The sequence below is a fragment of the Nocardioides sp. LHG3406-4 genome (genome assembly GCF_049897745.1).
Taxonomy (GTDB): Bacteria; Actinomycetota; Actinomycetes; order Propionibacteriales; family Nocardioidaceae; genus Nocardioides.
This window is the reverse complement of sequence record NZ_JAFCWV010000002.1, coordinates 1,016,046-1,036,563: the sequence shown is the minus strand read 5'-3', so window position 1 is coordinate 1,036,563 and position 20,518 is coordinate 1,016,046. Positions and strand designations below refer to the sequence as shown.

The following is a 20,518-nucleotide window of genomic DNA, read 5'->3' as shown; positions in this document are numbered from 1 at the left end:
TCGGGTCAGAGTCGCATGACGCCGACCGGCTCGCGGGCGAAACCGGGAAAGACCCGGGACACGTCCGCGCCGAAGCGGGCGCTCACCACCTCGGCGAGGACGCTGCGGTAGTCGGTGGTGACGAGCAGGTCGGCGTCGGGTCCGCCGCTCAGCCCGGGCCACCTCGAGTAGTAGCGGCCACCCGCCACCCCCGCGCCGGCGACGAACATGACGTTGCCGTAGCCGTGGTCGAGCCCCCAGTTGCTGTTCTCGGTGACCCGCCGGCCGAACTCGCTCATCGTCACCAGGGTGACCTTGCCGGCCATCGGCCCGAGGTCGGAGAAGAACGCCGCCAGCGCTCTCGCCAGGCTCGACGCGTTCGTGCGCATCTGGCCCCACTCGAGGGTCCCCAGGTCGGTGTGCATGTCCCAGTCGCCCTGGTCGACCGTGATGACCTGCACGCCGACATCGGCGCGGATGACCCGGGCCGCATGCTCGAGCGCGTTGCCCAGGTCGTCGTCCGGGTACGCCGCACCCGCCTTGGCCACTGCGGCCACGGGCGCGAACTCGTCGACAGCCTGGAACGTCGCCCGCGCCGTGGCACCGAGCGCCGAGGTGTCCTGGCCCCACAGCGTGTTGAGCGAGCGACGCCGGCCGTTGCCCGTGTCCCACTTGTCGTCGCCGGCGATCGTGATGCCGTCGAGGTCGGTGGCCGACATGTAGGGCTGGGGCCCGTAGAGCGACGTCGGCGGCACGGCGTCGCCGAGGTTGAGGCCCTGGAGCGGCGAGCTGGTCGCGTCGAGGCCGATCATCCGGTTCAGCCAGCCGTTGCGCGTCGTGGAGCCTGCCGCGGCGTCCTCGACCTCCTCCATCGCGGCGAAGTGCGATCGGTTGGGCGCGGGCAGGCCGGTGGCGTGCACAGCGGCGAGACTGCCCGCGGTCCACATCGGCAGCAGCGGCTCTAGCGCCGGGTGCAGGCCGAACATGCCGTCCTTGGCGAGCAGCCGCGCGGACGGCACGCCGATGCGCGGCCGAGCCTGGTAGTACACCGGGTCGGCATGCGGCACGACCAGCGATAGCCCGTCCGCCGCGCCACGCAGCGAGAGGACCACGAGGACCGCTGGTGCCGGCGCTGCGGCGTACGCACTGGTGGCGACCTGGGACGCACCGAACATCATCGCGGTGCCGGCGACGCCGGCAGTGCCGAGCATCAGGCCGCGGCGCGAGACGCGGGCGAACTCCGTGCAGCAGGTGGGTTCGGTCATGGCGGTCACCGGCTCATGTGGGTGGGGGAGTCGAGGAGGGTGGTGAGCAGGCGCGGCATCCCCCACTTCACGAGGTCGTGCTTGCGGGTGATCACCGTCTTGCGGCCCACGCCCACGGCCTCACGGCACGCCGTGAGCATCGTCGGCGACGCGGGGCGCTGGAGGAGCTGCCGGGACAGGTGGTCCACGAGCCGGTCGAAGCGGATCTGCCGCTGCGGCAGCCACCTGCTGTGCGAGGTGAACGTCGCCCCCGTCGAGGGCCACCACTGGCCGCTGAGGGAGTAGTGGACGTCGAACGCCGCGAGCATCCGGGACGTGGTCGCCCACGACGCGTTGTCGATCGGGGCGCCGTCGGGTCGCGCCCACCCGAAGGGCAGCGCGCCGAGGCTGCCGACCTGCCACAGGATCGCGTTGGCCGCATCCTCGTCCCTGGTCGGCCGGGACGGTCGGATGCCGAGGACGCGGTACGTCGCCACGACGTCCTCGCCGGGGTCGCGGACCTTGGCGCCCACGGAGCCGGCGAAGGCGGACGACCCGACGAGCGCCCGGAGCACCGGGACGACGCGGCCGTCGTTGGCGAGGTAGACGGCCGCCAGCTGGTCGACCAGCGTCTGCGGCGGCTCGTCGCGGACGAGCTTGACGGCCAGCTTGCGGCAGATCCGCTGGGCCGTCGCGGGATGGAGCGCGAGGTACCGCAGGTAGCGCCGGGTCAGGTCGCGACCGTCGCTCGACGCGTTGGCATCGGAGAAGCCCATTACGGACACCGGCCCGGTGGCATGGTCCGTGGGGACGTAGGTGGCGCTCCACGTCTTGTAGGTGTCGACGCGCCACCCGGTGAGGATGCGCGCGGAGTCCTTGACGTCGCTCTCGTCGTAGTTGCCGCGACCCACAGTGTGCAGCTCCAGCAGCTCGCGACCGAGGTTCTCGTTCGGGGCGCGCCGCGTGGAGACGGCGTTGTCGAGGAAGATGCCGAGTGCCGGATGCGTGACGGCGTCGGTCAGCAGGTCGACGAACGACCCGAGAGCGTGTCGGCGCACCAGCTCGCCGTAGTCCACCCGGTAGGTGAACGAGCCGTCGCCGTTGACCGGCACGTGCAGGTGGTTCTCCCAGAACTCCGTCATCACCTCGAGCACCTGGCGCTGGGAGTGGATGCGTCGCATCAGCACCCAGCGCTGCAGGTCCTGCATCACCTCCCACCCCGGCTCGACGCCGCTCTGGGTGTTGGCCCACAGCAGCTGCGGGCCGTTGGCGAGTCCGGGCCACCACGCCTTCAGGCCGTCGGCGTACCCGTCGGGGATGGACGCGGGCTCGAGCTGCCGCTCGAACCAGGCCCGCGCTCCGCCGGCCTTCTCGACCTGCTTGGCCAGCGCTGGCGTGACGCCGTAGGAGAACCGACCGACGAGGTGCCGGTCAGCGGTCGCGAGCACGACCGTCTTCTTCCTGTACGCCGTCGAGCGCGCCCGCTTCCCAGCCTTCTTGCTCTTCCTCGGATGCTTGCCGTGGCCGCCCTTGCCCGGCTCCCGGTCGCGGTGGTGGTGCTTGCCGCGGCCGTGCCGCTCCGGTCTCCGGGCCGCGGCTGCGGGGGAGAGGAGGTCGACTCCGGAGCCGGCGACGACCAGGCCCGCGGTGGCGGCGACCCGGGTCAGCACCGCCCGGCGGGACGCGACAGCGTCCAGCGTCGTCGGGTCGGCGGGGGAGTGCACGTCACCAAAATTAGGTAGCCGCCGGCAGGCGCGTGACGGGTTCCGGCAGCAAATGGCCGATCGGCCAGCACGACATGGCCCACGCGGGCCCCACGCCGTCCCAGGATCAGGGCTTGGCGGGCGCCGCCGGCTCGGGCAGCTGTCCGAAGGCCGGGTTGCAGGTCCAGGACGCACACGCCACGAGCTGCTGGCGACGCGTCTCGAGCTGCGTGCGGATGGCGGCGTACGCCGGGTCGTCGGCGCGGTTGACCAGCTCGTAGGGGTCCCGGGCCCGGTCGTAGAGGATCACGTCGTCCCCGGCACCGCGCACGGCGTAGGTGAACCGGGAGGTGCGCACGCCGCGGTAGGCCCAGCCGTCGCCGTAGGACGTGCCGGTCTGGACGAGGGTCGTGTCGCGGAACGGGCTGGCCTGGCCCGCGAGCGCCGGTGCGAGGGACGAACCGTCGACGGCCCGCAGCGGGGTGACGCCCGCCAGGTCGGCGAAGGTCGCCGGCAGGTCGACGAGGGTCACGGGCAACGAGGACGTGGAGCCCGGCACGACGCCCGGGCCGTGCACCAGGAGGGGCACCTGCATGGACTCCTCGGTGAGGACGTTCTTGCCGACGAGACGGTGCTCTCCCATGGAGTAGCCGTTGTCGCTGGTGAAGAACAGCCAGGTGTTGTCCCACTCGCCGGTCTCCTTGAGCGTCGCCACGAGCGACTCCACGGAGCGGTCGACCGCACGCAGGGAACGGATCCGGGCCAGGAAGGTCTCGCGGACCTCCTGCACGGTTCGTCGTGTCCTCCCACGCAGGAAGTCCGGGAGGCTGCCCTGAGTCGCGACGTTGAAGCTCGGCTTGCCCAGCGACGGTGGCACGGCGTCGGCGTAGGCGTCGCGGTCACTGCTCTCGACCGGCGGCGGCTCGGTGTTGCCGTGCCCGTCGAATCGGTAGTGGGGCGCGAGGTGGAAGGAGTAGAGGAGGAACGGCCGGTCGTCGCGCGCGAACGTACGGACGGCGGCGTTGGTGCGCTCCTCCACGGCGTTGGTGACGTAGTAGTTGTCGTAGGTCGCCACCCCCTGGCCGTCGTTGAAGAAGGCGAAGTCGAAGTAGTCGTAGATGCCCTGGACGAGGGGGTCCCACAAGGTCCAGCCCGGGTTGCGGCCGGCCTGGGCGTGGTAGCCGTTGAGGTACTTGCCGACGAAGCCCGTCTGGTAGCCGGCGTCCTGGAACCACTGCCCGATCGTCTGCGTCGGATCGAGCGCCTCGTAGCCACCGTGCGGGCCGTTGTTGTGCTGGACGCCGTTGTTCTGGGCGTACTGACCCGTGATCATCTCGGCCCGCGCCGGGCAGCACAGCGGGTGCGGGGAGATGGCGTCGGTGAACTCCATGCCGTCCTCGCCGAGCGCCGCCCGGGTCAGCGGCATCCACCGGAGGTCGTAGTCGGTCTGGTCGTCGGTGAGTACGACGACCACGTTGGGCCTCGACGACTGCTCGGTGTCGTCATCGGAGCCGTCGGTGGCGGCCGGACCGACCCCCGCGCCGCGACGCGGTCCACCACCCGCGCCCGGGAAGCCCTTGGCCGGCCCGGAGGGCACGCCTGTGGCGAGCGCGAGACCGTCGCCGTGGCTGGCGGTGTCACCGGACCCGGCGCCGACCGAGGCGGCGACGACGACCAGGCCGGCGAGGCAGACGCCCACGAGCGCGGCGGCACCGCTGCTCCTCCAGCCGCTCATGGATCGTTCCCTGTTGTCGATGCGTCAAGGTCGTGGCCGGCACCCAGGCAGCGGGTGCGGGATGGGCCAAGAGTAGGCCAGGGCCGATAGAGTGCCGGCATCATCACCGACACGGAAGACACGATCTCTCCACATGGACGGGCCTCAAAGTAGCCAGCCCCCGAACCGAGACTCCAGAACAGGTCTGATCGCCCCGGCAGGTGCCCGGTGCTGACTCCGTGGATCCTTCTCGCGGTCTCCCTCCTCCTCGTGGTGGCCTGCGGGCTTTTCGTGGCTGCCGAGTTCGCGCTGGTGACCGTCGACCGGGGCGCCGTCGACCGGGCCGCTGAGTCCGGGGACCAGCGCGCGGTCGGGGTGCAGCGTGCCCTGCGGAGCCTTTCGACGCAGCTCTCCGGCGCCCAGGTCGGCATCACGGTCACCAACCTGGCCATCGGCTACCTGGCCGAGCCGGCCATCTCGCAATTGGTGGACGGCCCGCTCGGGTCGATCGGCGTACCGGAGCGGCTCGTGCCCGGGATCTCGCTCGGCCTGGGCCTGGCCCTCGGCACCTTCCTCACGATGGTCTTCGGCGAGCTGGTGCCGAAGAACATCGCCATCTCCGCACCGCTGGCCACGGCCCGGGCCACCCAGGGCTTCCAGCGCGTCTTCACGCGGGTCATGGGCGGTCCGATCGCCGTGCTCAACGGGTCGGCCAACGCCATCGTCCGGCGCCTCGGCATCGAGCCGCAGGAGGAGCTGCGCTCGGCCCGCAGCGCGCAGGAGCTCGCGTCGCTGGTGCAGCGCTCGGCCGACCAGGGCACCCTCGACGCCGAGACCGCCGAGCTGATGGAGCGCTCGGTGGAGTTCGGCAGCCGCACGGCCGGGGAGATCATGACGCCGCGAGTGCGCACCACCAGCCTCGAGGAGGGCGACCGCGCCGCCGCGGTGATCGAGATGGCCCGCAGCACCGGCCACTCGCGCTTCCCGGTGCTCGACCCCGAGGATGTCGTCGTCGGCACCGTCCACGTCAAGCACGCGGTGGCGCTGCCGGTGCACGAGCGCGCCACGACGCGCGTCAAGCACATCATGCTCAAGCCGATCGTCGTCCCCGACTCGCTCCGCCTGGACCCGCTCCTGGCACTGCTGCGCGGTGACGGCTTCCAGCTGGCTGTCGTCCTGGACGAGTACGGCGGGCAGGCCGGCATCGTGACGCTCGAGGACGTCGTGGAGGAGATCGTCGGTGACATCGCCGACGAGCACGACCGACACGGCACCCGCGCACGGCTGCGGCGGGACGGGTCGTGGGCGCTGTCCGGCCTGCTGCGACCCGACGAGGTCGGCGACCTCACCGGGATCGAGCTGCCCGAGGACGAGGCCTACGACACCATCGCCGGACTGGTGCTCCAGCGGCTCGGCCGGGTGCCCCGCAACGGAGACGTGGCCGAGGTGACCGTCACCGAGCTCGACGAGTCCGGCGAGCCCCGCGAGCAGCACGTCGAGCTGGCCGTGGAGCGGATGGACGGCCTGCGGGTCGACCGGATCTCCATGCGCGTGCGACAGGACACCGGCGATGAGTGACTTCGGAGCCGTGCTGGTCGCGGTAGTGCTGCTGGCGCTGAACGCGTTCTTCGTGGGGGCGGAGTTCGCCCTCATCAGCGCCCGGCGCAGCCAGATCGAGCCGCGCGCCCAGCAGGGCTCACGGGTCGCGCGCACCACGCTGATGGCGATGGAGAACGTCTCCTTGATGATGGCCGGCGCCCAGCTCGGCATCACCATCTGCTCACTCGGCCTGGGTGCGGTGGGCGAGCCCGCGGTCGCGCATCTGCTCGAGCCGGTCTTCCATGCCCTGCACGTCCCGGACGGCTGGCTGCACCCCGTGTCGTTCGTCGTCGCGATGTCGATCGTGGTCTTCCTCCACGTCGTCCTCGGCGAGATGGTGCCCAAGAACATCGCGCTGGCGGGCCCCGACCGGTCGGCGCTCGCCCTCGGTCCGCCGATGGTGCTGATCGTGACGCTGCTGCGCCCGCTGATCGTCGTACTCAACGCGATCGCGAACGCCACGCTGCGGCTGCTCCGCATCGAGCCGAAGGCCGAGATCAGCTCCACCTTCACCCGGGAGGAGGTGGCCGCCCTGGTCGAGGAGTCCCGCGGGGAGGGCATGCTCGAGGACGACGAGTACGGCCGGCTCACCGGTGCGCTCGGGTTCATCGAGAAGACCGTGTCGTCGGTGCTGATGCCCGTCGACGGGCTCACCACTGTGGCCCGGGGGGCCACGGTCGCCGACGTCGAGGAGGTGTGCGCGGCGACCGGCTACAGCCGCTTCCCGGTCCAGGACGAGGACGGCGCGCTGCTCGGCTACCTCCACATCAAGGACGTCCTCGAGACCGACGAGGCGCGTCGGGCCCGGACCATCGACGACAAGTGGATCCGTCCGTTCGCCAACGTCGCGCCCGACGAGCTGTTGCACGATGTGCTCGAGAGCCTCCAGCGGCGCGGCGCCCACATGGCGCGGGTCGTCTCCCGTGAGGGCGTGACCCTGGGCATCGCCACCCTCGAGGATGTGCTCGAGGAGCTCGTGGGCGAGATCCGGGACGGTTCCCACCAGGACGAGAATGTCTGACCCGGCAGTGGCGAGGATGGGGGCAGCGTGAGGAAGGTTCCGTACGTCAGTGTCCGGCGCAAGGCGCTGTCGGCAGTGGTCGCAGGGCTGCTCATGGGCGCGTTCTGGTTCGTCGTGATGCTCGCGGACGACGCGACAGTGGCCGAAGCGGCAGCGAGAGCGCTGCTCACGGGACTTCTCTTCGGGGTGATCTGGGGCCTGCTCTGGTCGGCCTGGATGACCTGGCTCCACCGCCGGTCGCAGCAGCAGGGTCCGGGATAGGTCGGCACGGCTCCGCGGTGCGCCGAGTGCGTGCCTGCGCTGGATAGGGTGGGCATACCCCCTCCCGATCACCTCACCGACCAGCCCCGAGGATCCTCGCCGTGCCAGAGCCGACGTCCGAGCAGCCGCAGGAAGCGGCTCCCGACGCGACTCCCGAGCCCGCTGCCGACCCGGTGCCGCGCAGCTCACGGGTCTGGACGGTGCCCAACATCTTGAGCATGCTCCGGCTGGCCGGGGTGCCGGTGTTCCTGTGGCTGGTGCTCGGCCCCGAGGCCGACGGGTGGGCGCTGGCGCTGCTCATGGTCTCCGGGGTGACGGACTACCTCGACGGCTACCTCGCCCGCAAGCTCAACCAGTTCTCGACGGTGGGTGAGATCCTCGACCCGGTCGCCGACCGTCTCTACATCCTCGCCGTCGTCGTCGGCCTGGCACTGCGCGACATCATCCCGTGGTGGGTGGCGATCATCCTGCCGCTGCGCGACCTGCTGCTCTGGGGGCTGGTGCCGTTCCTGCGCACCCGCGGATACAGCGCGCTGCCGGTCCACTTCCTCGGGAAGGCGGCCACGTTCAACCTCCTCTACGCCTTCCCGCTGCTGCTGCTCGGCGAGGGCGAGGGCACCCTCCCGAACCTCGCCAGGGTCTTCGGCTGGGCGTTCGCCTTCTGGGGGATCGGCCTCTACTGGTGGGCGGGCCTGCTCTACGCCTGGCAGGTCCGCAAGCTGCTGGCCGAGCCCCGATGAGTGCGCAGAGGCCCCGTCCCGAGTCTCCGCCGCTGCCCGAGCACGTCACCATCCCGCTGCTGTCGAAGATCACCGCGCAGTCGATGGACGAGGATTACGAGCACGTCGCGCGCGCCCGGGCGGCGGGGGCGCAGCCTCCGGAAACGCGGACGACGCGCACGTGGAGCACCGTCGTGGTCGCGGTCTTCGGGACGCTGGTGGCCATCGCCGGGGTGCAGACCGCGCGCAACGCCGACTCCGACGCCCTGGGCAGGTCGGCCCTGATCGGGCAGATCCAGGACGAGAAGGGCCAGCTCGCCGCCATCCAGGACCGCGTGGGCGAGCTGGTCGCTGCCAACTCCACCCTCGAGGAGACGCTGCGCACCATGGGTGATCGGCAGGACGACCTCGCTGCGCGCGTACGCCGGGTCGCGAGCCGCACCGGCTTCGGCCCGGTGACCGGGCCGGGAGTGGTGTTCCAGGTCAACGACGCCGAGGGCGGCGACGAGACCCAGGTGGTGCGCGACGACGATCTGGCGATCCTGGTCGACGGGCTGTGGGCCGCCGGCGCGGAGGCCATCGCCATCAACGGTCAGCGGCTCACCGCGCGCACCTCCATCCAGAACTCCGGACGTGCGATCCACGTCAACACCCGCCCCCTCGCCCCGCCGTACACGGTGGAGGTGATCGGGAACCAGGACACCCTCCCGGCGCGGCTGCTCAACACCGCCCACGGGGCGGCGTGGTACGCCCTGGCCCGCAGCTTGGCCTTCCGTTTCAGCATGGACAATGATGACGACCTGTCCCTGCCCGCGGCCCGGATGCTGCCACTGCGTCAGGCCCAGCTGGGGTCGGCCGCGGATCTCGCCCGCAAGCAGAAGGAGGCACTTCCGTGATCGCCGCTCTCGGACTTCTCGTCGGCATCATCGCCGGGCTGCTGCTCAAGCCCGACGTGCCGCTCGGTCTCGAGCCCTACCTCCCGATCGCGGTCGTGGCGGCTCTCGACGCCGTCTTCGGTGGCATGCGGGCGTTCCTCGACGGGATCTTCGACGACAAGGTGTTCGTCGTGTCCTTCCTGAGCAACGTCGTGATCGCAGCGGCGATCGTCTACCTCGGTGACCAGCTCGGCGTCGGCGCGCAGCTCTCGACGGGCGTGATCGTCGTGCTCGGCATCCGGATCTTCTCCAACGTCGCGGCGATCCGCAGGCACATCTTCCATGCCTGATCCCACGCCTGATTCCACGCCTGATTCGAGGCCCGACCCGGGGCCCGTCCCGAGCTCCGGCCCGAGCTCCGACGGCGGGCGCGACCGTCTCGTCCGGGCACTGATGCGGCCGTCGCGCTCCCAGGCGATCGTTGGAGTGCTGCTGGCGGCCCTGGGCTTCGCGGCGATCGTGCAGGTGCGCACCAACCAGCTCGACGACACCTACAGCGGTCGGCGCGAGCAGGACCTGATCGAGATCCTGGGCGGCCTCACCGGAACGTCCGACAAGGCCCGCCGCGAGATCGCGCGGCTCGAGGACACCCGCAACGAGCTCCAGTCCGACACCAGCGCCCGCAGCGCCGCCATCGACCAGGCCGAGGCGCGGCTCGAGACGCTGAACATCCTGGCCGGGCTGGTGCCGGTCACCGGCCCCGGCCTGCGCATCACCATCACCGAGGAGACCGGCCGGGTGAGCATCGACTCGCTGCTGGACACCGTGCAGGAGCTGCGCACCGCTGGGGCCGAGGCGATGGAGTTCAACGACGAGGTCCGTCTGGCGGCCCAGAGCTCCTTCAACGACGTCGGAGGCACCATCGAGGTCGACGGCGTGGCGCTCGAGGCGCCCTACGTGCTGGAGGTGATCGGCGAGCCGCACACCCTGCACAGCGGGCTGACCTTCCCGAGCGGTCCGATCGCGTCGCTGGAGACCGAGGACGGCGCCAGGGTGAGCGTCGAGGAGCTCGACTCGCTCGACATCGAGAGCGTCCGCACCGCCGAGCGGCCGGAGTTCGCACAGCCCGGCGACGAGCAGTAGCCTCACCGCCAGCACGCAACGCCTTTCATGTGTCCAGTTCATGTGTCCAGACACCAGCATCTCCCAGGAGCAGGCATGTACCCCGAGGACCTCAAGTACACCGCCGAGCACGAGTGGGTGCGCAGCCCGGGCGACCACGACGCCGCCGTGCGAGTGGGCATCACGCACTTCGCCCAGGACGCCCTCGGCGACATCGTCTACGTCTCGCTGCCCGAGGTGGGCGAGATCATCACCGTAGGTGACACGTGCGGCGAGCTCGAGTCGACCAAGTCGGTCAGCGACATCTACGCGCCCGTGAGCGGTCAGGTCGTGTCCCGCAACGAGGCCCTCGACGCCACCCCCGAGCTGGTCAACAACGACCCGTACGCCGGCGGCTGGCTCTTCGAGGTCGTGCCCGACGACGCCGCGGCGGTCGACGGCCTGCTCGACGCGGCGACGTACCAGCAGAGCCTCTCCTGACGCGTCCGGAGCCGCTCCCGACGAGTTGTCGCGGCTGGTAGGTTCGGGGCAACCTTCACCCTCAGCCCTCGCGTGAGGGTTCGGCAACGCTCGGAAGCGGAGGACGACATGCCGTTCTGCACGGCCTGTGGCAAGCAGAATCCCGACGACGCGCGCTTCTGCGCGCAGTGCGGCACGCGCATCGCCACCACGGACGAAGCCGCGCCCGCCGCCGACCGACCGGGTGAGTCGACGGCCACCATCACCTTCGGCAACCCGCCCGAGCGACCGGGCGAGCGCGCGGCCGAGGCGTCGGACCGCCAGCTCAACGCGGTCGACGCGGCCGCCGTCGACGCCCTGCCCGCCGGCCATGCGCTGCTCGTCGTGCAGCGCGGCCCCGGCGCCGGCAACCGGTTCCTGCTCGACACCGACCTCGTCACCGCCGGGCGGCACCCCGACTCGGAGATCTTCCTCGACGACGTGACGGTCTCGCGCCGGCACGCCGACTTCCGTCGCAGCGGCACGTCGTTCAGCGTCTCCGACGTCGGCAGCCTCAACGGCACCTACGTCAACCGCGACCGCATCGACTCCGTCGACCTCAACGACGGCGACGAGGTGCAGATCGGCAAGTACCGCCTCGTCTTCTTCTCCGGGCACGTGAGCGGCTGACCGGTGGGTCTCTCCAGCTCAGCCGGCTCATCGACCGGGTCCGCTGGGTCGTCGGCCGGGCGCGCCCGGATGACGATCGGGCAGGTCCTCGACCTGCTCCGCCCCGACTACCCGGGGATCACGATCACCAAGATCAGGTTCCTGGAGGACAAGGGCCTGATCACCCCCGAGCGGACCCCGTCGGGCTACCGCAAGTTCGCAGCCGAGGACGTCGACCGGCTGCGCTACGTCCTGCGGATGCAGCGCGACCACTACCTCCCTCTCAAGGTGATCGGCGAGCACCTCGACGCCATCGACCGGGGCCTCGAGCCCCCACCGATCGACTCTGCCGTGCCGACGGTGCCGAAGGTGTCGCTCTCCAGCGACGGGCTGCCGTCGCCGGAGTCGTTCGCCCGCCGCTCCGACGTACGCCTCTCCAGGCGCGAGCTGCTCAAGATCGCCGAGGTGAGCGACGACCTGCTGACCCAGCTGGAGCAGTACGGCCTGGTCTCGCCGCGCACCGGCACCGGTCACTTCGACACCGACGCGCTCGTCGTCGCGCAGACCGCCCGGGAGCTCGCCGACTTCGGCTTCGAGCCCCGGCACCTGCGCGCGTTCAAGACCGCGGCGGACCGTGAGGTGGGCCTCGTCGAGCAGGTCGTCGCGCCCCTCAAGCGCGGCCGCGACGCCGGCGCCAAGGGGCGTGCCGACGACGCGACCACCGAGATCGCCGCGCTGTCTGTGCGGCTGCACGCCACCTTGGTCAAGCAGGGACTCGGACGCATCTGACGCGCCCGGCGTGGGCCACCGCCCCGGGAGTAGGGTTCTGATTGTGCGCGAACTCGATGTCATCGGAGTACGGGTCGAGATGCCCTCCAACCAGCCGATCGTGCTGTTGCGCGAGGTGACGGGGGAGCGATACCTGCCGATCTGGATCGGCGCGGTCGAGGCCACCGCCATCGCCTTCGCCCAGCAGGGCGTGACCCCACCTCGGCCGCTGACGCACGACCTGATGAAGGACCTGCTGGAGGCGACGGGCACCGAGCTGACCGAGGTTCGCATCACCGACGTGAAGGATGGCGTGTTCTACGCCGCTCTCGTGCTGGACGGCGGCTCGGGGGAGAACACCGAGGTCAGTGCCCGGCCCTCGGACTCCATCGCGCTGGCTCTGCGCACCGGCTCGCGCATCGTCTGCGCCGAGGACGTGCTCGACGAGGCCGGCCTCGCCGTGCCGGCGGAGCAGGAGGACGAGGTGGAGCGCTTCCGCGAGTTCCTGGACCAGGTCACGCCGGAGGACTTCGAGTCGCACTGACTCCGCCTGACTCTCACTCTCAAGTAGAGGTTGAGGGTTGCGACACGCCGCCGCGCTCGTTGACCACTCTGCGGCGGAGGCCTACCTTGAACTGTCTCCGTTGTAACTCCATCGTTGTCGTTGCACTTCCCCGCAGCCGACGTTCCCCGAAGTTACGCAACCCGGAGCAGACCGTTGGAGGGTCGCCGTGGGCGTGAACGAGAACGAGCAGGACAAGGTGCGTCAGGCGAAGGCTGCCGAGGCGGCCGAGCTGGCCGGCGAGCAGGGCCTGCTCTTCACCGACGACGTGTCTACGCTGCCCAGCGACACCGGCTACCGCGGCCCGACGGCCTGCAACGCGGCGGGGATCACCTACCGCCAGCTCGACTACTGGGCCCGTACGGGACTCGTCGAGCCCACCGTGCGCGGGGCCACCGGCTCCGGCTCGCAGCGGCTGTACTCCTTCCGGGACATCCTGATCCTCAAGGTGGTCAAGCGTCTCCTGGACGCCGGCATCTCTCTCCAGCAGATCCGCACCGCGGTGGCCCACCTGCGGGAGCGCGGCACCGACGACCTGACCCGCGTCACCTTGATGAGCGACGGCGCGTCGGTCTACGAGTGCACCAGCAACGACGAGGTCATCGACCTGCTCCAGGGTGGTCAGGGTGTCTTCGGGATCGCCATCGGCGGGGTGTGGCGCGAGATCGAGGGCACGCTCGCCGAGCTGCCCAGCGAGCGCACCGCCGCCGACGACGCGGACACCTCCGCGGCCGGCGACGAGCTCGCCGCGCGGCGCGCCGCCCGCAACGCCGGCTGATCAGGCATCCGATAGACTTCGCAGCGCCGACCATCCCGCGCGGGAGAGTCATGGCACTGCCCCCGAGAGGGGGCAGGCGTGCGCCGAAGGGGCAATTCCTCCCCGGAACCTCTCAGGCACCCGGACCGCGCGGAGCAGGCAACTGTGAAGCCGCGTCCCAGCACTGGACGAGGTGACAGAGGGGGAGGGGACCAGCCGCCCGACCCTGGAGATCCCCGATGCCCCGCTCTGATCGACCCAGTCTCGCCGAGCTCGACTCGGTGCTGCCCTTCGTGGACAGGCACATCGGCCTCGACGACGACGCCGTGACGACCATGCTGAAGGCGGTCGGGTTCGAGTCCCTCGACGACCTGATGGCGGCCGCCGTGCCCGGTGGGATCCGGCAGGCGGCCGCCCTCGACCTCCCACCGGCAGTCACCGAGGACGCCGCCGCCCGAGAGCTGCGGACCCTGGCCGCGCTCAACCGGCCGGCCGAGGCGATGATCGGGCTCGGCTACCACGGCACGATCACCCCGCCGGTGATCCGTCGCAACGTCCTCGAGGACCCGTCCTGGTACACCGCGTACACGCCGTACCAGCCGGAGATCTCGCAGGGCCGCCTCGAGGCGCTGCTCAACTTCCAGACCGTCGTCGGCGACCTCGCCGGGCTGCCCACTGCCAACGCGTCGCTGCTCGACGAGTCCACCGCCGCCGCCGAGGCCATGACACTCGTGCGCCGCGCGAACCGCAAGGCCTCCGGACCGTTCGTGGTCGACGCCGACGCCCTGCCGCAGACCATCGAGGTGGTGCGGACCCGCGCCGAGGCGATGGGTATCGAGGTCGTCGTGGCCGATCTCGCCGACGGGCTGCCCGACGGTGAGCTGTGCGGAGTGCTCGTGCAGTACCCCGGCGCATCTGGGCGCATCCTCGACCCCCGCGCGGTGATCGAGGAGACCCACGCACGCGATGCGCTCGCCGTGGTGGCCGCCGACCTGCTGGCCCTGACGGTGCTGGAGTCACCGGGCCACCTGGGCGCCGACGTGGTCGTCGGCTCCTCCCAGCGCTTCGGGGTGCCGCTCTTCTACGGCGGCCCGCACGCCGGCTACATGGCCGTCTCGGCGGGCCTCGAGCGGCACCTGCCCGGCCGGCTGGTCGGCGTGTCCGTCGACGCCGAGGGTCGGCCCGCCTACCGGCTCGCCCTGCAGACCCGCGAGCAGCACATCCGCCGCGACAAGGCGACCTCGAACATCTGCACCGCCCAGGTGCTGCTTGCCGTGGTCGCCTCCATGTACGCCGTCTACCACGGACCGCAGGGCCTGGCCGCGATCGCGACCCGCACCCACCGGTACGCCGCGCTGCTCGCGCGGGGCCTGCGCTCCGCCGGGCTCGACGTCGTCAACGAGACGTTCTTCGACACCCTGACCGTGGCCGTTCCCGGCCGGGCAGCCGAGGTCGTGGCGGCGGCGAGGTCGCTCGGCCTGCACCTTCGCCTGATCGACGCCGACCGCGTCGGCCTGTCGACCTCCGAGACCACGACGCGGTCGACGGTGACCAGCGTGCTCAAGGCGTTCGGGGTCGCCGCCGACATCGACGCTCTCGACGCCGAGACCGACGACGCGCTGCCCGGCTCACTGGTCAGGGCAACGCCGTACCTCACGCACGAGGTGTTCTCGAGCCATCACAGCGAGACCCAGATGCTCCGCTACCTGCGCCGGCTCTCGGCCCGCGACTACGCGCTCGACCGCGGCATGATCCCCCTCGGCTCCTGCACGATGAAGCTCAACGCCACCACGGAGATGGAGCCGGTGAGCCTGCCGGGCTTCGCCGACCTGCACCCCTTCGCCCCGGCCGAGGACGCCGAGGGCTACCGCCGTCTCGTCGCCGACCTGGAGGGCTGGCTGGCCGAGGTCACCGGCTACGACCAGGTCTCGATCCAGCCGAACGCCGGCTCGCAGGGCGAGCTCGCCGGCCTGCTGGCGATCCGGGGCTACCACCGGGCTCAGGGCGACGACGGCCGCAACGTCTGCCTGATCCCGTCGTCGGCGCACGGCACCAACGCCGCCTCGGCCGTGATGGCCGGCATGAAGGTGGTCGTGGTCAAGGCGGCCGACGACGGCTCGGTCGACCTCGACGACCTCCGCGCCCAGTGCGAGAAGCACGCCGACACGCTGGCCGCGATCATGGTGACCTACCCGTCGACGCACGGCGCCTACGAGGACTCCATCGGCCGGCTGTGCGAGATCGTCCACGCCCACGGCGGCCAGGTGTACGTCGACGGCGCCAACCTCAACGCGCTGCTCGGCTTCGCGCGGCCCGGCGAGTTCGGCGGCGACGTCTCGCACCTGAACCTGCACAAGACCTTCTGCATCCCGCACGGCGGCGGCGGACCGGGCGTCGGTCCGGTGGCCGTGCGCGCGCACCTGGCGCCGTACCTGCCCTCCCACGCGCAGCACCCCGAGGCCGCCAAGCGCGAGGGCATCGGCCCGATCAGTGCCGCGCCCTACGGCTCGGCGGGCATCCTGCCGATCTCGTGGGCCTACATCAGGTTGATGGGTGCCGAGGGGCTGACCCGCGCCACGGCGACGGCGGTGCTGTCGGCCAACTACGTCGCGGCGCGGCTGGGCGAGCACTTCCCGGTGCTCTACCGCGGGCACGGCGGGCTGGTCGCGCACGAGTGCATCCTCGATGTGCGCGGACTCACCAAGGACACCGGCGTGAGCGTCGACGACGTCGCGAAGCGCCTGGTCGACTACGGCTTCCACGCGCCCACCATGTCGTTCCCCGTCGCCGGCACGCTGATGGTCGAGCCGACGGAGTCCGAGGACCTCGGCGAGATCGACAGGTTCTGCGACGCGATGATCGCCATCAAGGGCGAGATCGACCGGGTCGGGGCGGGGGAGTGGAGCGCCGACGACTCGCCCCTGCGGCACGCCCCGCACACCTCTCGGGCCCTGGTCGGGGAGTGGGAGCGTCCCTACTCGCGCGAGCTGGCGGTCTTCCCCAGCGGGATCGACCCCGACAAGTACTGGCCGCCGGTCGCGCGCATCGACCAGGCGTACGGCGACCGCAACCTGGTGTGCGCCTGCCCGCCCCCGGAGGCCTTCGCGGAGTGAGGGACCTCCCTCAGACCGCTGGCCGGAACGGTTGTCTAGACCGCCTGGACCGGGCATTGCCACCCTCCCACCACCGACCTAGCCTGCCGGGCAAGGGCTGGGGAGCCCGACGGTCCGTCACCGGGCCGGGGGGAGGGGATCGCTATGGTGCGTGGGGACGTACATCCGAGATCGTGGGGGCGAGGGGTCACCTCGACCGTCGAGGGGGTGGCGGCGCCGTGATCCGGTTCTACTCGCCGCAGCCGCAGGACGAAGAGGTCGTCGAGGTGCTCTTGCCGCGGCAGCGGGACCAGGCTGGTGCGGACGCGGTCAACGCCGCTTCGGCGCGGGCCCAGCCAGCGCAGGGGTCACCTCGCCTGGCTGACGGAGCTCATGTTGAAGTCAGAGACGCGTAGCGCCGGCATCGCCGTACGGCTGAAGTAGTCGTCGCCCCACTCGCGGCTGAAGGCGGGCACGGTCGCGGAGGCGTGACTGAAGCGCGACAGCAGGTCGACCGGGCTCTCGTTGAAGCGGAAGTTGTTGACCGCGCCGGTGATCTCGCCGTTCTCGACCAGGTAGACGCCGTCGCGGGTGAGCCCCGTGAGCAGCAGCGTCTGGGGATCGACCTCGCGGATGTACCACAGGCAGGTGAGCAGGAGCCCCCTGTCGGTGCCGGCCACGAGGTCCTCGGTGCTGCCGGTGGCGCCCTCGACCTCGAGCACGAGGTTGTCGATCATCGGCGTGGCCGGCTGCCCGGTCATGGCCGCGCTGTGTCGGGTCTGGAGGAGGGCAGCGAGGTTGCCGCCGGCGATCCAGTCGGTGCGTGAGAGCGGCAGCCCGTTGTCGAAGACCGACTCGGTGTTGTCGGAGGAGCCGGCGACGTTGAACGGCGCGCACCCGAGGCCGTCGTAGGTGGGGTCGGAGAACAAGGTGACCTCGGGCCGGACGATCCGCTCGCCGATCCGGGTGCCGCCCCCGCGGCGGCTGAAGACCGACTGGCCCTCGTGGGCCACGCGCGCGCCGGCGCTCCAGTAGGCGTCGATCATCAGGTCGGCCACCGAGCTCGGGGGCAGGATGGTGTCGTAGCGCCCGGCCGGCAGGTCGACCTGCCGGGCGCCCCAGCCGAGCCGGGTGGCCAGCTCGGCCTCCATGGCGAGCGCGTCGACGTGGGCGAAGTCGCGGGTCGCGCCGCCGACCCACGCACTCTGCGTGAGGTCGGCCGTCTTGCCCGTGCAGCCGTAGTGGCCCGTCGGCTGGACGTGGCGCAGGCGCAGCCCGGTGCTCGAGCCGAGGTAGGTCGTGGTGAGCTCGTGGTTGACGAACCCGTAGAGCACCCGGCGACCGTCGCCGGCCCGGCCGAACGCCTCGCCCAGCGCCGGCGCGAACTCGTCGTACACGTGGATGTCGGTGGTGACGGGAGCGTCGTCCCAGTCGCCGGCGGCCTCCCCGGACACGAGCTCGGCCGCGTCCTCGGCGGGCGAGGCAGCGCGCGCCGCGGCGTCGGCCGCCTCCACCAGGGTGGTGACCTGCTCCGGGCTGCTGGCAGAGCTGGTCACCGAGCCCGAGCCGGCCCCGACGAACGAGATCACCGTGACCGACACGGCGTGCATGACGCCGTTCGTGGTCAGGGTGTTGTTGGCCCACCGCAGGTTGGCGCGGGTCTCGTTGCGGACGATCGCGATGCAGTGGTCGGCGCGCGAGGTCGCGAGAGCGTGCTCGACGAGCTCCTGCGGGGTGCTGGTCATCAGTGGCCTGCCTCGTCGTTGGTGTTGAGGATGCGTACGTCGCGGAACAGCGCGGTCGGGCAGCCGTGGCTGACCGCCGCGGTCTGCCCGGGCTGGGCCTTGCCGCAGTTGAAGGCCCCGTGCAGCTGCCACGTCTGCGGACCCCCGACCGCCTCCATCGAGCCCCAGAACTCGGTGGTGGTGGCCTGGTAGGCGGCGTCGCGGACCTGTCCGGCCAGCTGGCCGTCCTCGATCCGGTAGAAGCGCTGGCCGGTGAACTGGAAGTTGAAGCGCTGCATGTCGATGGACCACGACTTGTCGCCGACGACGTACAGACCCCGGTCGACCTGGCCGATGAGGTCCTCGGTCGTGGGCCCGTCGGCTGCCGGCTGCAGCGAGACGTTGGCCATCCGCTGGATGGGGATGTGGCCGGGTGAGTCGGCGTAGGCACATCCGTTGGACCAGCCGTCGTTGAGCTCCGGCTTCTGGTGGCCCATCGAGCGGTCCAGCTGGTAGCCGACGAGGATGCCGTCCTTGACGATGTCCCACGCCTGGGTCGCCACACCCTCGTCGTCGTAGCCGACCGTCGCGAGGCCGTGCTCGACGGTGCGGTCTCCGGTGACGTTCATGACCGGCGACCCGTAGACGAGCGAGCCGAGCTTGTCGTAGGTCGCGAACGACGTGCCGGCGTAGTTGGCCTCGTAGCCCAGCGCGCGGTCGAGCTCGGTGGCGTGCCCGATCGACTCGTGGATCGTCAGCCACAGGTTGGACGGGTGGACGACCAGGTCGTAGGTCCCGGCCGCGACGCTCGGCGCGGCCAGCTTCGCCGCGAGCAGCTCGGGCACCTCGTCCAGCTCGGCATCCCAGTCCCAGCCGCCGTCGGTGAGGTACTCCCAGCCCCGACCGACCGGCGGCGCGATGCTCGTCATCGAGTCGAAGACCCCGGTGACCCGGTCGCTGCCCATCGCCTCGAAGGTGGGCTGCAGCCGGACCCGCTGCTGGGTGGTGCGGGTGCCGGCGAGGTCTGCGTAGAACTTGTTCTCCAGCACCTGGTAGAGGCTGGCGGACGCGTGCTCGACCGCGCCGTGCGAGGTGAGCCGGTCGGTCCACCCGATCAGCACGTCCGCCTTCTCGGCGGTCGGCACCGCCAGTGGGTCCAGGTCGTACGCCGACACCCAGGTCACGTCGTCGTAGACCGGCTCGGGGGCGATCTCCACCGGCGTGGTCGTCATGGCCGACGCGACCTCGGCCACCGCCACGGCGGCCTCCGCCACCCGGCGCGCCTCATCGGAGGTGAGGATCACGCCGCTGGCGAATCCCCATGCGCCGCGATGGATGACCCGGACCGCGAAGCCGAGGTCCTCGGCGTCGGTCGCGCCCTGGAGAGCGCCGTCGCGGACCCCGAGGTACTGGTAGCGCACCCTCTCGAAGCGGAAGTCGGCGTGCGTGACCCCGAGCTCCCGCGCCCGGCCCAGCGCCGCCTCCGACAGGGCGCGAAACGGGAGCTCGACGAAGGTGGGATCGATGCCCTGTTGGCTCATGGGCCGAACCTATCCGACCGATAGGGTCGCGCCCATGACCTCACCGGCCTGGCTCGGCATCGGCGCCCAGCGCTCTGGGACGACGTGGTTCACCGACCTGATGTGCCAGCACCCGTCGGTCGGGCTCGGGTCCAACGGCAAGAAGGAGCAGCACCTCCTGCACAAGGTCGGTGACGGCCTGGAGCCGCTGTCGGCGTACCTCGATCTCTTCCCCGGCGACGAGCTCCGGCGCGGGGAGTGGACCCCGCAGTACCTCCGGCACTCCTCGGCTCCCTTCACCGCGGCTCGCGTGCTCGCCCCGGAGGCGATGGTGCTGGCGATCCTGCGGGACCCGGTCGAGCGGTTCCTGTCGGCGATGAGGCTGGCCGCGACCCGGGCCACATCGCCCTGGCCCTACCCGGTGCCGATCACCGTGCAGACCTTCAGCGGCTTCTACGCCGACCAGTTGGCGATGTGGGCGAACGCGGTGGGCCGGGACCGGATGGTCGTCATGGTCTACGAGGACGTACGTCGCCGGCCGCAGGCCGCGGTGGACTCCGTGTGGGCGGGCCTCGGCCTGTCGCCGGTGCCGCTGACCGACGTCGATCGGCCGTCTCGGTCGAGCAGCCACGCGACGTGGGCGGCGCCGGAAGGGCTCGTGGAGTCGCTGGGCGTGCTCTACCGGCCCCAGCTGTCGCGGCTCGAGCGCGACTGGGGCCTCGACCTCAGCAGCTGGCCGACCGCGTCGTAG

The 20,518-nt window shown here is 71.2% G+C and carries 19 protein-coding genes and 1 riboswitch; of the genes, 14 read left to right on the top strand and 5 right to left on the bottom strand.

Annotated features, from left to right (window positions below; translation table 11 throughout):
- Positions 1-5: 5 nt before the first annotated feature.
- From ACP7BP_RS11085 to ACP7BP_RS11075, 3 genes are all read right to left on the bottom strand, one after another.
- Positions 6-1,244, bottom strand: a complete 1,239-nt coding sequence (locus ACP7BP_RS11085) for a DUF1501 domain-containing protein (protein WP_426244654.1) — start codon at positions 1,242-1,244, stop codon at positions 6-8.
- 5 nt (positions 1,245-1,249) lie between these two features.
- The gene (locus ACP7BP_RS11080; RefSeq protein WP_426244653.1) at positions 1,250-2,947 is read right to left on the bottom strand and encodes a DUF1800 domain-containing protein; all 1,698 of its coding nucleotides are present in this window, start codon (positions 2,945-2,947) and stop codon (positions 1,250-1,252) included.
- A 106-nt stretch (positions 2,948-3,053) separates the two neighbouring features.
- Entirely contained in the window at positions 3,054-4,661 is a 1,608-nt protein-coding gene (locus ACP7BP_RS11075; RefSeq protein WP_426244652.1) for a sulfatase family protein, read from the bottom strand.
- A gap of 207 nt (positions 4,662-4,868) precedes the next feature.
- Between ACP7BP_RS11075 and ACP7BP_RS11070 the strand changes: the two genes are divergently transcribed.
- The 13 genes from ACP7BP_RS11070 to gcvP all read left to right on the top strand — a co-directional run bounded on the left by ACP7BP_RS11070 (position 4,869) and on the right by gcvP (position 16,544).
- Positions 4,869-6,218 carry a hemolysin family protein gene (locus ACP7BP_RS11070; protein ID WP_426244651.1) on the top strand — a complete coding sequence of 450 codons (1,350 nt, stop codon included), beginning with the start codon at positions 4,869-4,871 and terminating at the stop codon, positions 6,216-6,218.
- Positions 6,211-7,260, top strand: coding sequence for a hemolysin family protein (locus ACP7BP_RS11065; protein WP_426244650.1), 1,050 nt, complete (start codon positions 6,211-6,213; stop codon positions 7,258-7,260). Before ACP7BP_RS11070 ends, ACP7BP_RS11065 begins: the two co-directional genes overlap by 8 nt.
- Positions 7,261-7,287: 27 nt before the next feature.
- On the top strand, positions 7,288-7,521 hold the full coding sequence (locus ACP7BP_RS11060; RefSeq protein ID WP_426244649.1) for a hypothetical protein: 234 nt from the start codon (positions 7,288-7,290) through the stop codon (positions 7,519-7,521).
- 92 nt (positions 7,522-7,613) lie between these two features.
- A complete protein-coding gene (locus tag ACP7BP_RS11055) occupies positions 7,614-8,261 on the top strand; it encodes a CDP-alcohol phosphatidyltransferase family protein (protein ID WP_426244792.1) in 648 nt (215 codons plus the stop codon).
- Positions 8,258-9,136 (top strand): DUF881 domain-containing protein, encoded by an 879-nt coding sequence (locus ACP7BP_RS11050; RefSeq protein ID WP_426244648.1) that lies wholly within the window; start codon positions 8,258-8,260, stop codon positions 9,134-9,136. Before ACP7BP_RS11055 ends, ACP7BP_RS11050 begins: the two co-directional genes overlap by 4 nt.
- The gene (locus ACP7BP_RS11045; RefSeq protein ID WP_426244647.1) at positions 9,133-9,465 is read left to right on the top strand and encodes a small basic family protein; all 333 of its coding nucleotides are present in this window, start codon (positions 9,133-9,135) and stop codon (positions 9,463-9,465) included. Before ACP7BP_RS11050 ends, ACP7BP_RS11045 begins: the two co-directional genes overlap by 4 nt.
- A 136-nt stretch (positions 9,466-9,601) precedes the next feature.
- A complete protein-coding gene (locus ACP7BP_RS11040; protein ID WP_426244646.1) occupies positions 9,602-10,258 on the top strand; it encodes a DUF881 domain-containing protein in 657 nt (218 codons plus the stop codon).
- A 75-nt stretch (positions 10,259-10,333) separates the two neighbouring features.
- Positions 10,334-10,717 carry a glycine cleavage system protein GcvH gene (gene gcvH / locus ACP7BP_RS11035; protein WP_426244645.1) on the top strand — a complete coding sequence of 128 codons (384 nt, stop codon included), beginning with the start codon at positions 10,334-10,336 and terminating at the stop codon, positions 10,715-10,717.
- A gap of 108 nt (positions 10,718-10,825) precedes the next feature.
- Positions 10,826-11,365 carry an FHA domain-containing protein gene (locus tag ACP7BP_RS11030; protein WP_426244644.1) on the top strand — a complete coding sequence of 180 codons (540 nt, stop codon included), beginning with the start codon at positions 10,826-10,828 and terminating at the stop codon, positions 11,363-11,365.
- 69 nt (positions 11,366-11,434) lie between these two features.
- Entirely contained in the window at positions 11,435-12,133 is a 699-nt protein-coding gene (locus tag ACP7BP_RS11025; protein ID WP_426244643.1) for a MerR family transcriptional regulator, read from the top strand.
- 43 nt (positions 12,134-12,176) lie between these two features.
- Positions 12,177-12,656, top strand: a complete 480-nt coding sequence (locus ACP7BP_RS11020; RefSeq protein WP_426244642.1) for a bifunctional nuclease family protein — start codon at positions 12,177-12,179, stop codon at positions 12,654-12,656.
- A gap of 193 nt (positions 12,657-12,849) precedes the next feature.
- Positions 12,850-13,452 carry a MerR family transcriptional regulator gene (locus tag ACP7BP_RS11015; RefSeq protein WP_426244641.1) on the top strand — a complete coding sequence of 201 codons (603 nt, stop codon included), beginning with the start codon at positions 12,850-12,852 and terminating at the stop codon, positions 13,450-13,452.
- A gap of 30 nt (positions 13,453-13,482) precedes the next feature.
- Positions 13,483-13,590: riboswitch (glycine riboswitch) on the top strand.
- An 80-nt stretch (positions 13,591-13,670) separates the two neighbouring features.
- Positions 13,671-16,544 (top strand): aminomethyl-transferring glycine dehydrogenase, encoded by a 2,874-nt coding sequence (gene gcvP, locus ACP7BP_RS11010; RefSeq protein ID WP_426244640.1) that lies wholly within the window; start codon positions 13,671-13,673, stop codon positions 16,542-16,544.
- A 347-nt stretch (positions 16,545-16,891) separates the two neighbouring features.
- Here gcvP and ACP7BP_RS11005 read toward each other — a convergent pair whose 3' ends face one another.
- Both ACP7BP_RS11005 and ACP7BP_RS11000 read right to left on the bottom strand, forming a co-directional pair.
- Entirely contained in the window at positions 16,892-18,268 is a 1,377-nt protein-coding gene (locus ACP7BP_RS11005; protein WP_426244639.1) for a metallopeptidase TldD-related protein, read from the bottom strand.
- Entirely contained in the window at positions 18,268-19,788 is a 1,521-nt protein-coding gene (locus tag ACP7BP_RS11000) for a TldD/PmbA family protein (protein ID WP_426244638.1), read from the bottom strand. The genes ACP7BP_RS11005 and ACP7BP_RS11000 overlap by 1 nt, the downstream gene beginning before the upstream one ends.
- Positions 19,789-19,822: 34 nt before the next feature.
- Between ACP7BP_RS11000 and ACP7BP_RS10995 the strand changes: the two genes are divergently transcribed.
- Complete coding sequence (locus ACP7BP_RS10995) at positions 19,823-20,518, top strand: sulfotransferase family protein (protein ID WP_426244637.1); 696 nt, start codon at positions 19,823-19,825, stop codon at positions 20,516-20,518.

Excerpts from the sequence above, each read along its gene's own strand:
- ACP7BP_RS11085 (WP_426244654.1), bottom strand. The coding sequence starts at position 1,244 with ATGACCGAACCCACCTGCTGCACGGAGTTCGCCCGCGTCTCGCGCCGC.
- ACP7BP_RS11075 (WP_426244652.1), bottom strand. The coding sequence starts at position 4,661 with ATGAGCGGCTGGAGGAGCAGCGGTGCCGCCGCGCTCGTGGGCGTCTGC.
- ACP7BP_RS11065 (WP_426244650.1), top strand. The coding sequence starts at position 6,211 with ATGAGTGACTTCGGAGCCGTGCTGGTCGCGGTAGTGCTGCTGGCGCTG.
- ACP7BP_RS11050 (WP_426244648.1), top strand. The coding sequence starts at position 8,258 with ATGAGTGCGCAGAGGCCCCGTCCCGAGTCTCCGCCGCTGCCCGAGCAC.
- gcvH (WP_426244645.1), top strand. The coding sequence starts at position 10,334 with ATGTACCCCGAGGACCTCAAGTACACCGCCGAGCACGAGTGGGTGCGC.
- ACP7BP_RS11030 (WP_426244644.1), top strand. The coding sequence starts at position 10,826 with ATGCCGTTCTGCACGGCCTGTGGCAAGCAGAATCCCGACGACGCGCGC.
- ACP7BP_RS11025 (WP_426244643.1), top strand. The coding sequence starts at position 11,435 with ATGACGATCGGGCAGGTCCTCGACCTGCTCCGCCCCGACTACCCGGGG.
- gcvP (WP_426244640.1), top strand. The coding sequence starts at position 13,671 with ATGCCCCGCTCTGATCGACCCAGTCTCGCCGAGCTCGACTCGGTGCTG.
- ACP7BP_RS11005 (WP_426244639.1), bottom strand. The coding sequence starts at position 18,268 with ATGACCAGCACCCCGCAGGAGCTCGTCGAGCACGCTCTCGCGACCTCG.
- ACP7BP_RS11000 (WP_426244638.1), bottom strand. The coding sequence starts at position 19,788 with ATGAGCCAACAGGGCATCGATCCCACCTTCGTCGAGCTCCCGTTTCGC.
- ACP7BP_RS10995 (WP_426244637.1), top strand. The coding sequence starts at position 19,823 with ATGACCTCACCGGCCTGGCTCGGCATCGGCGCCCAGCGCTCTGGGACG.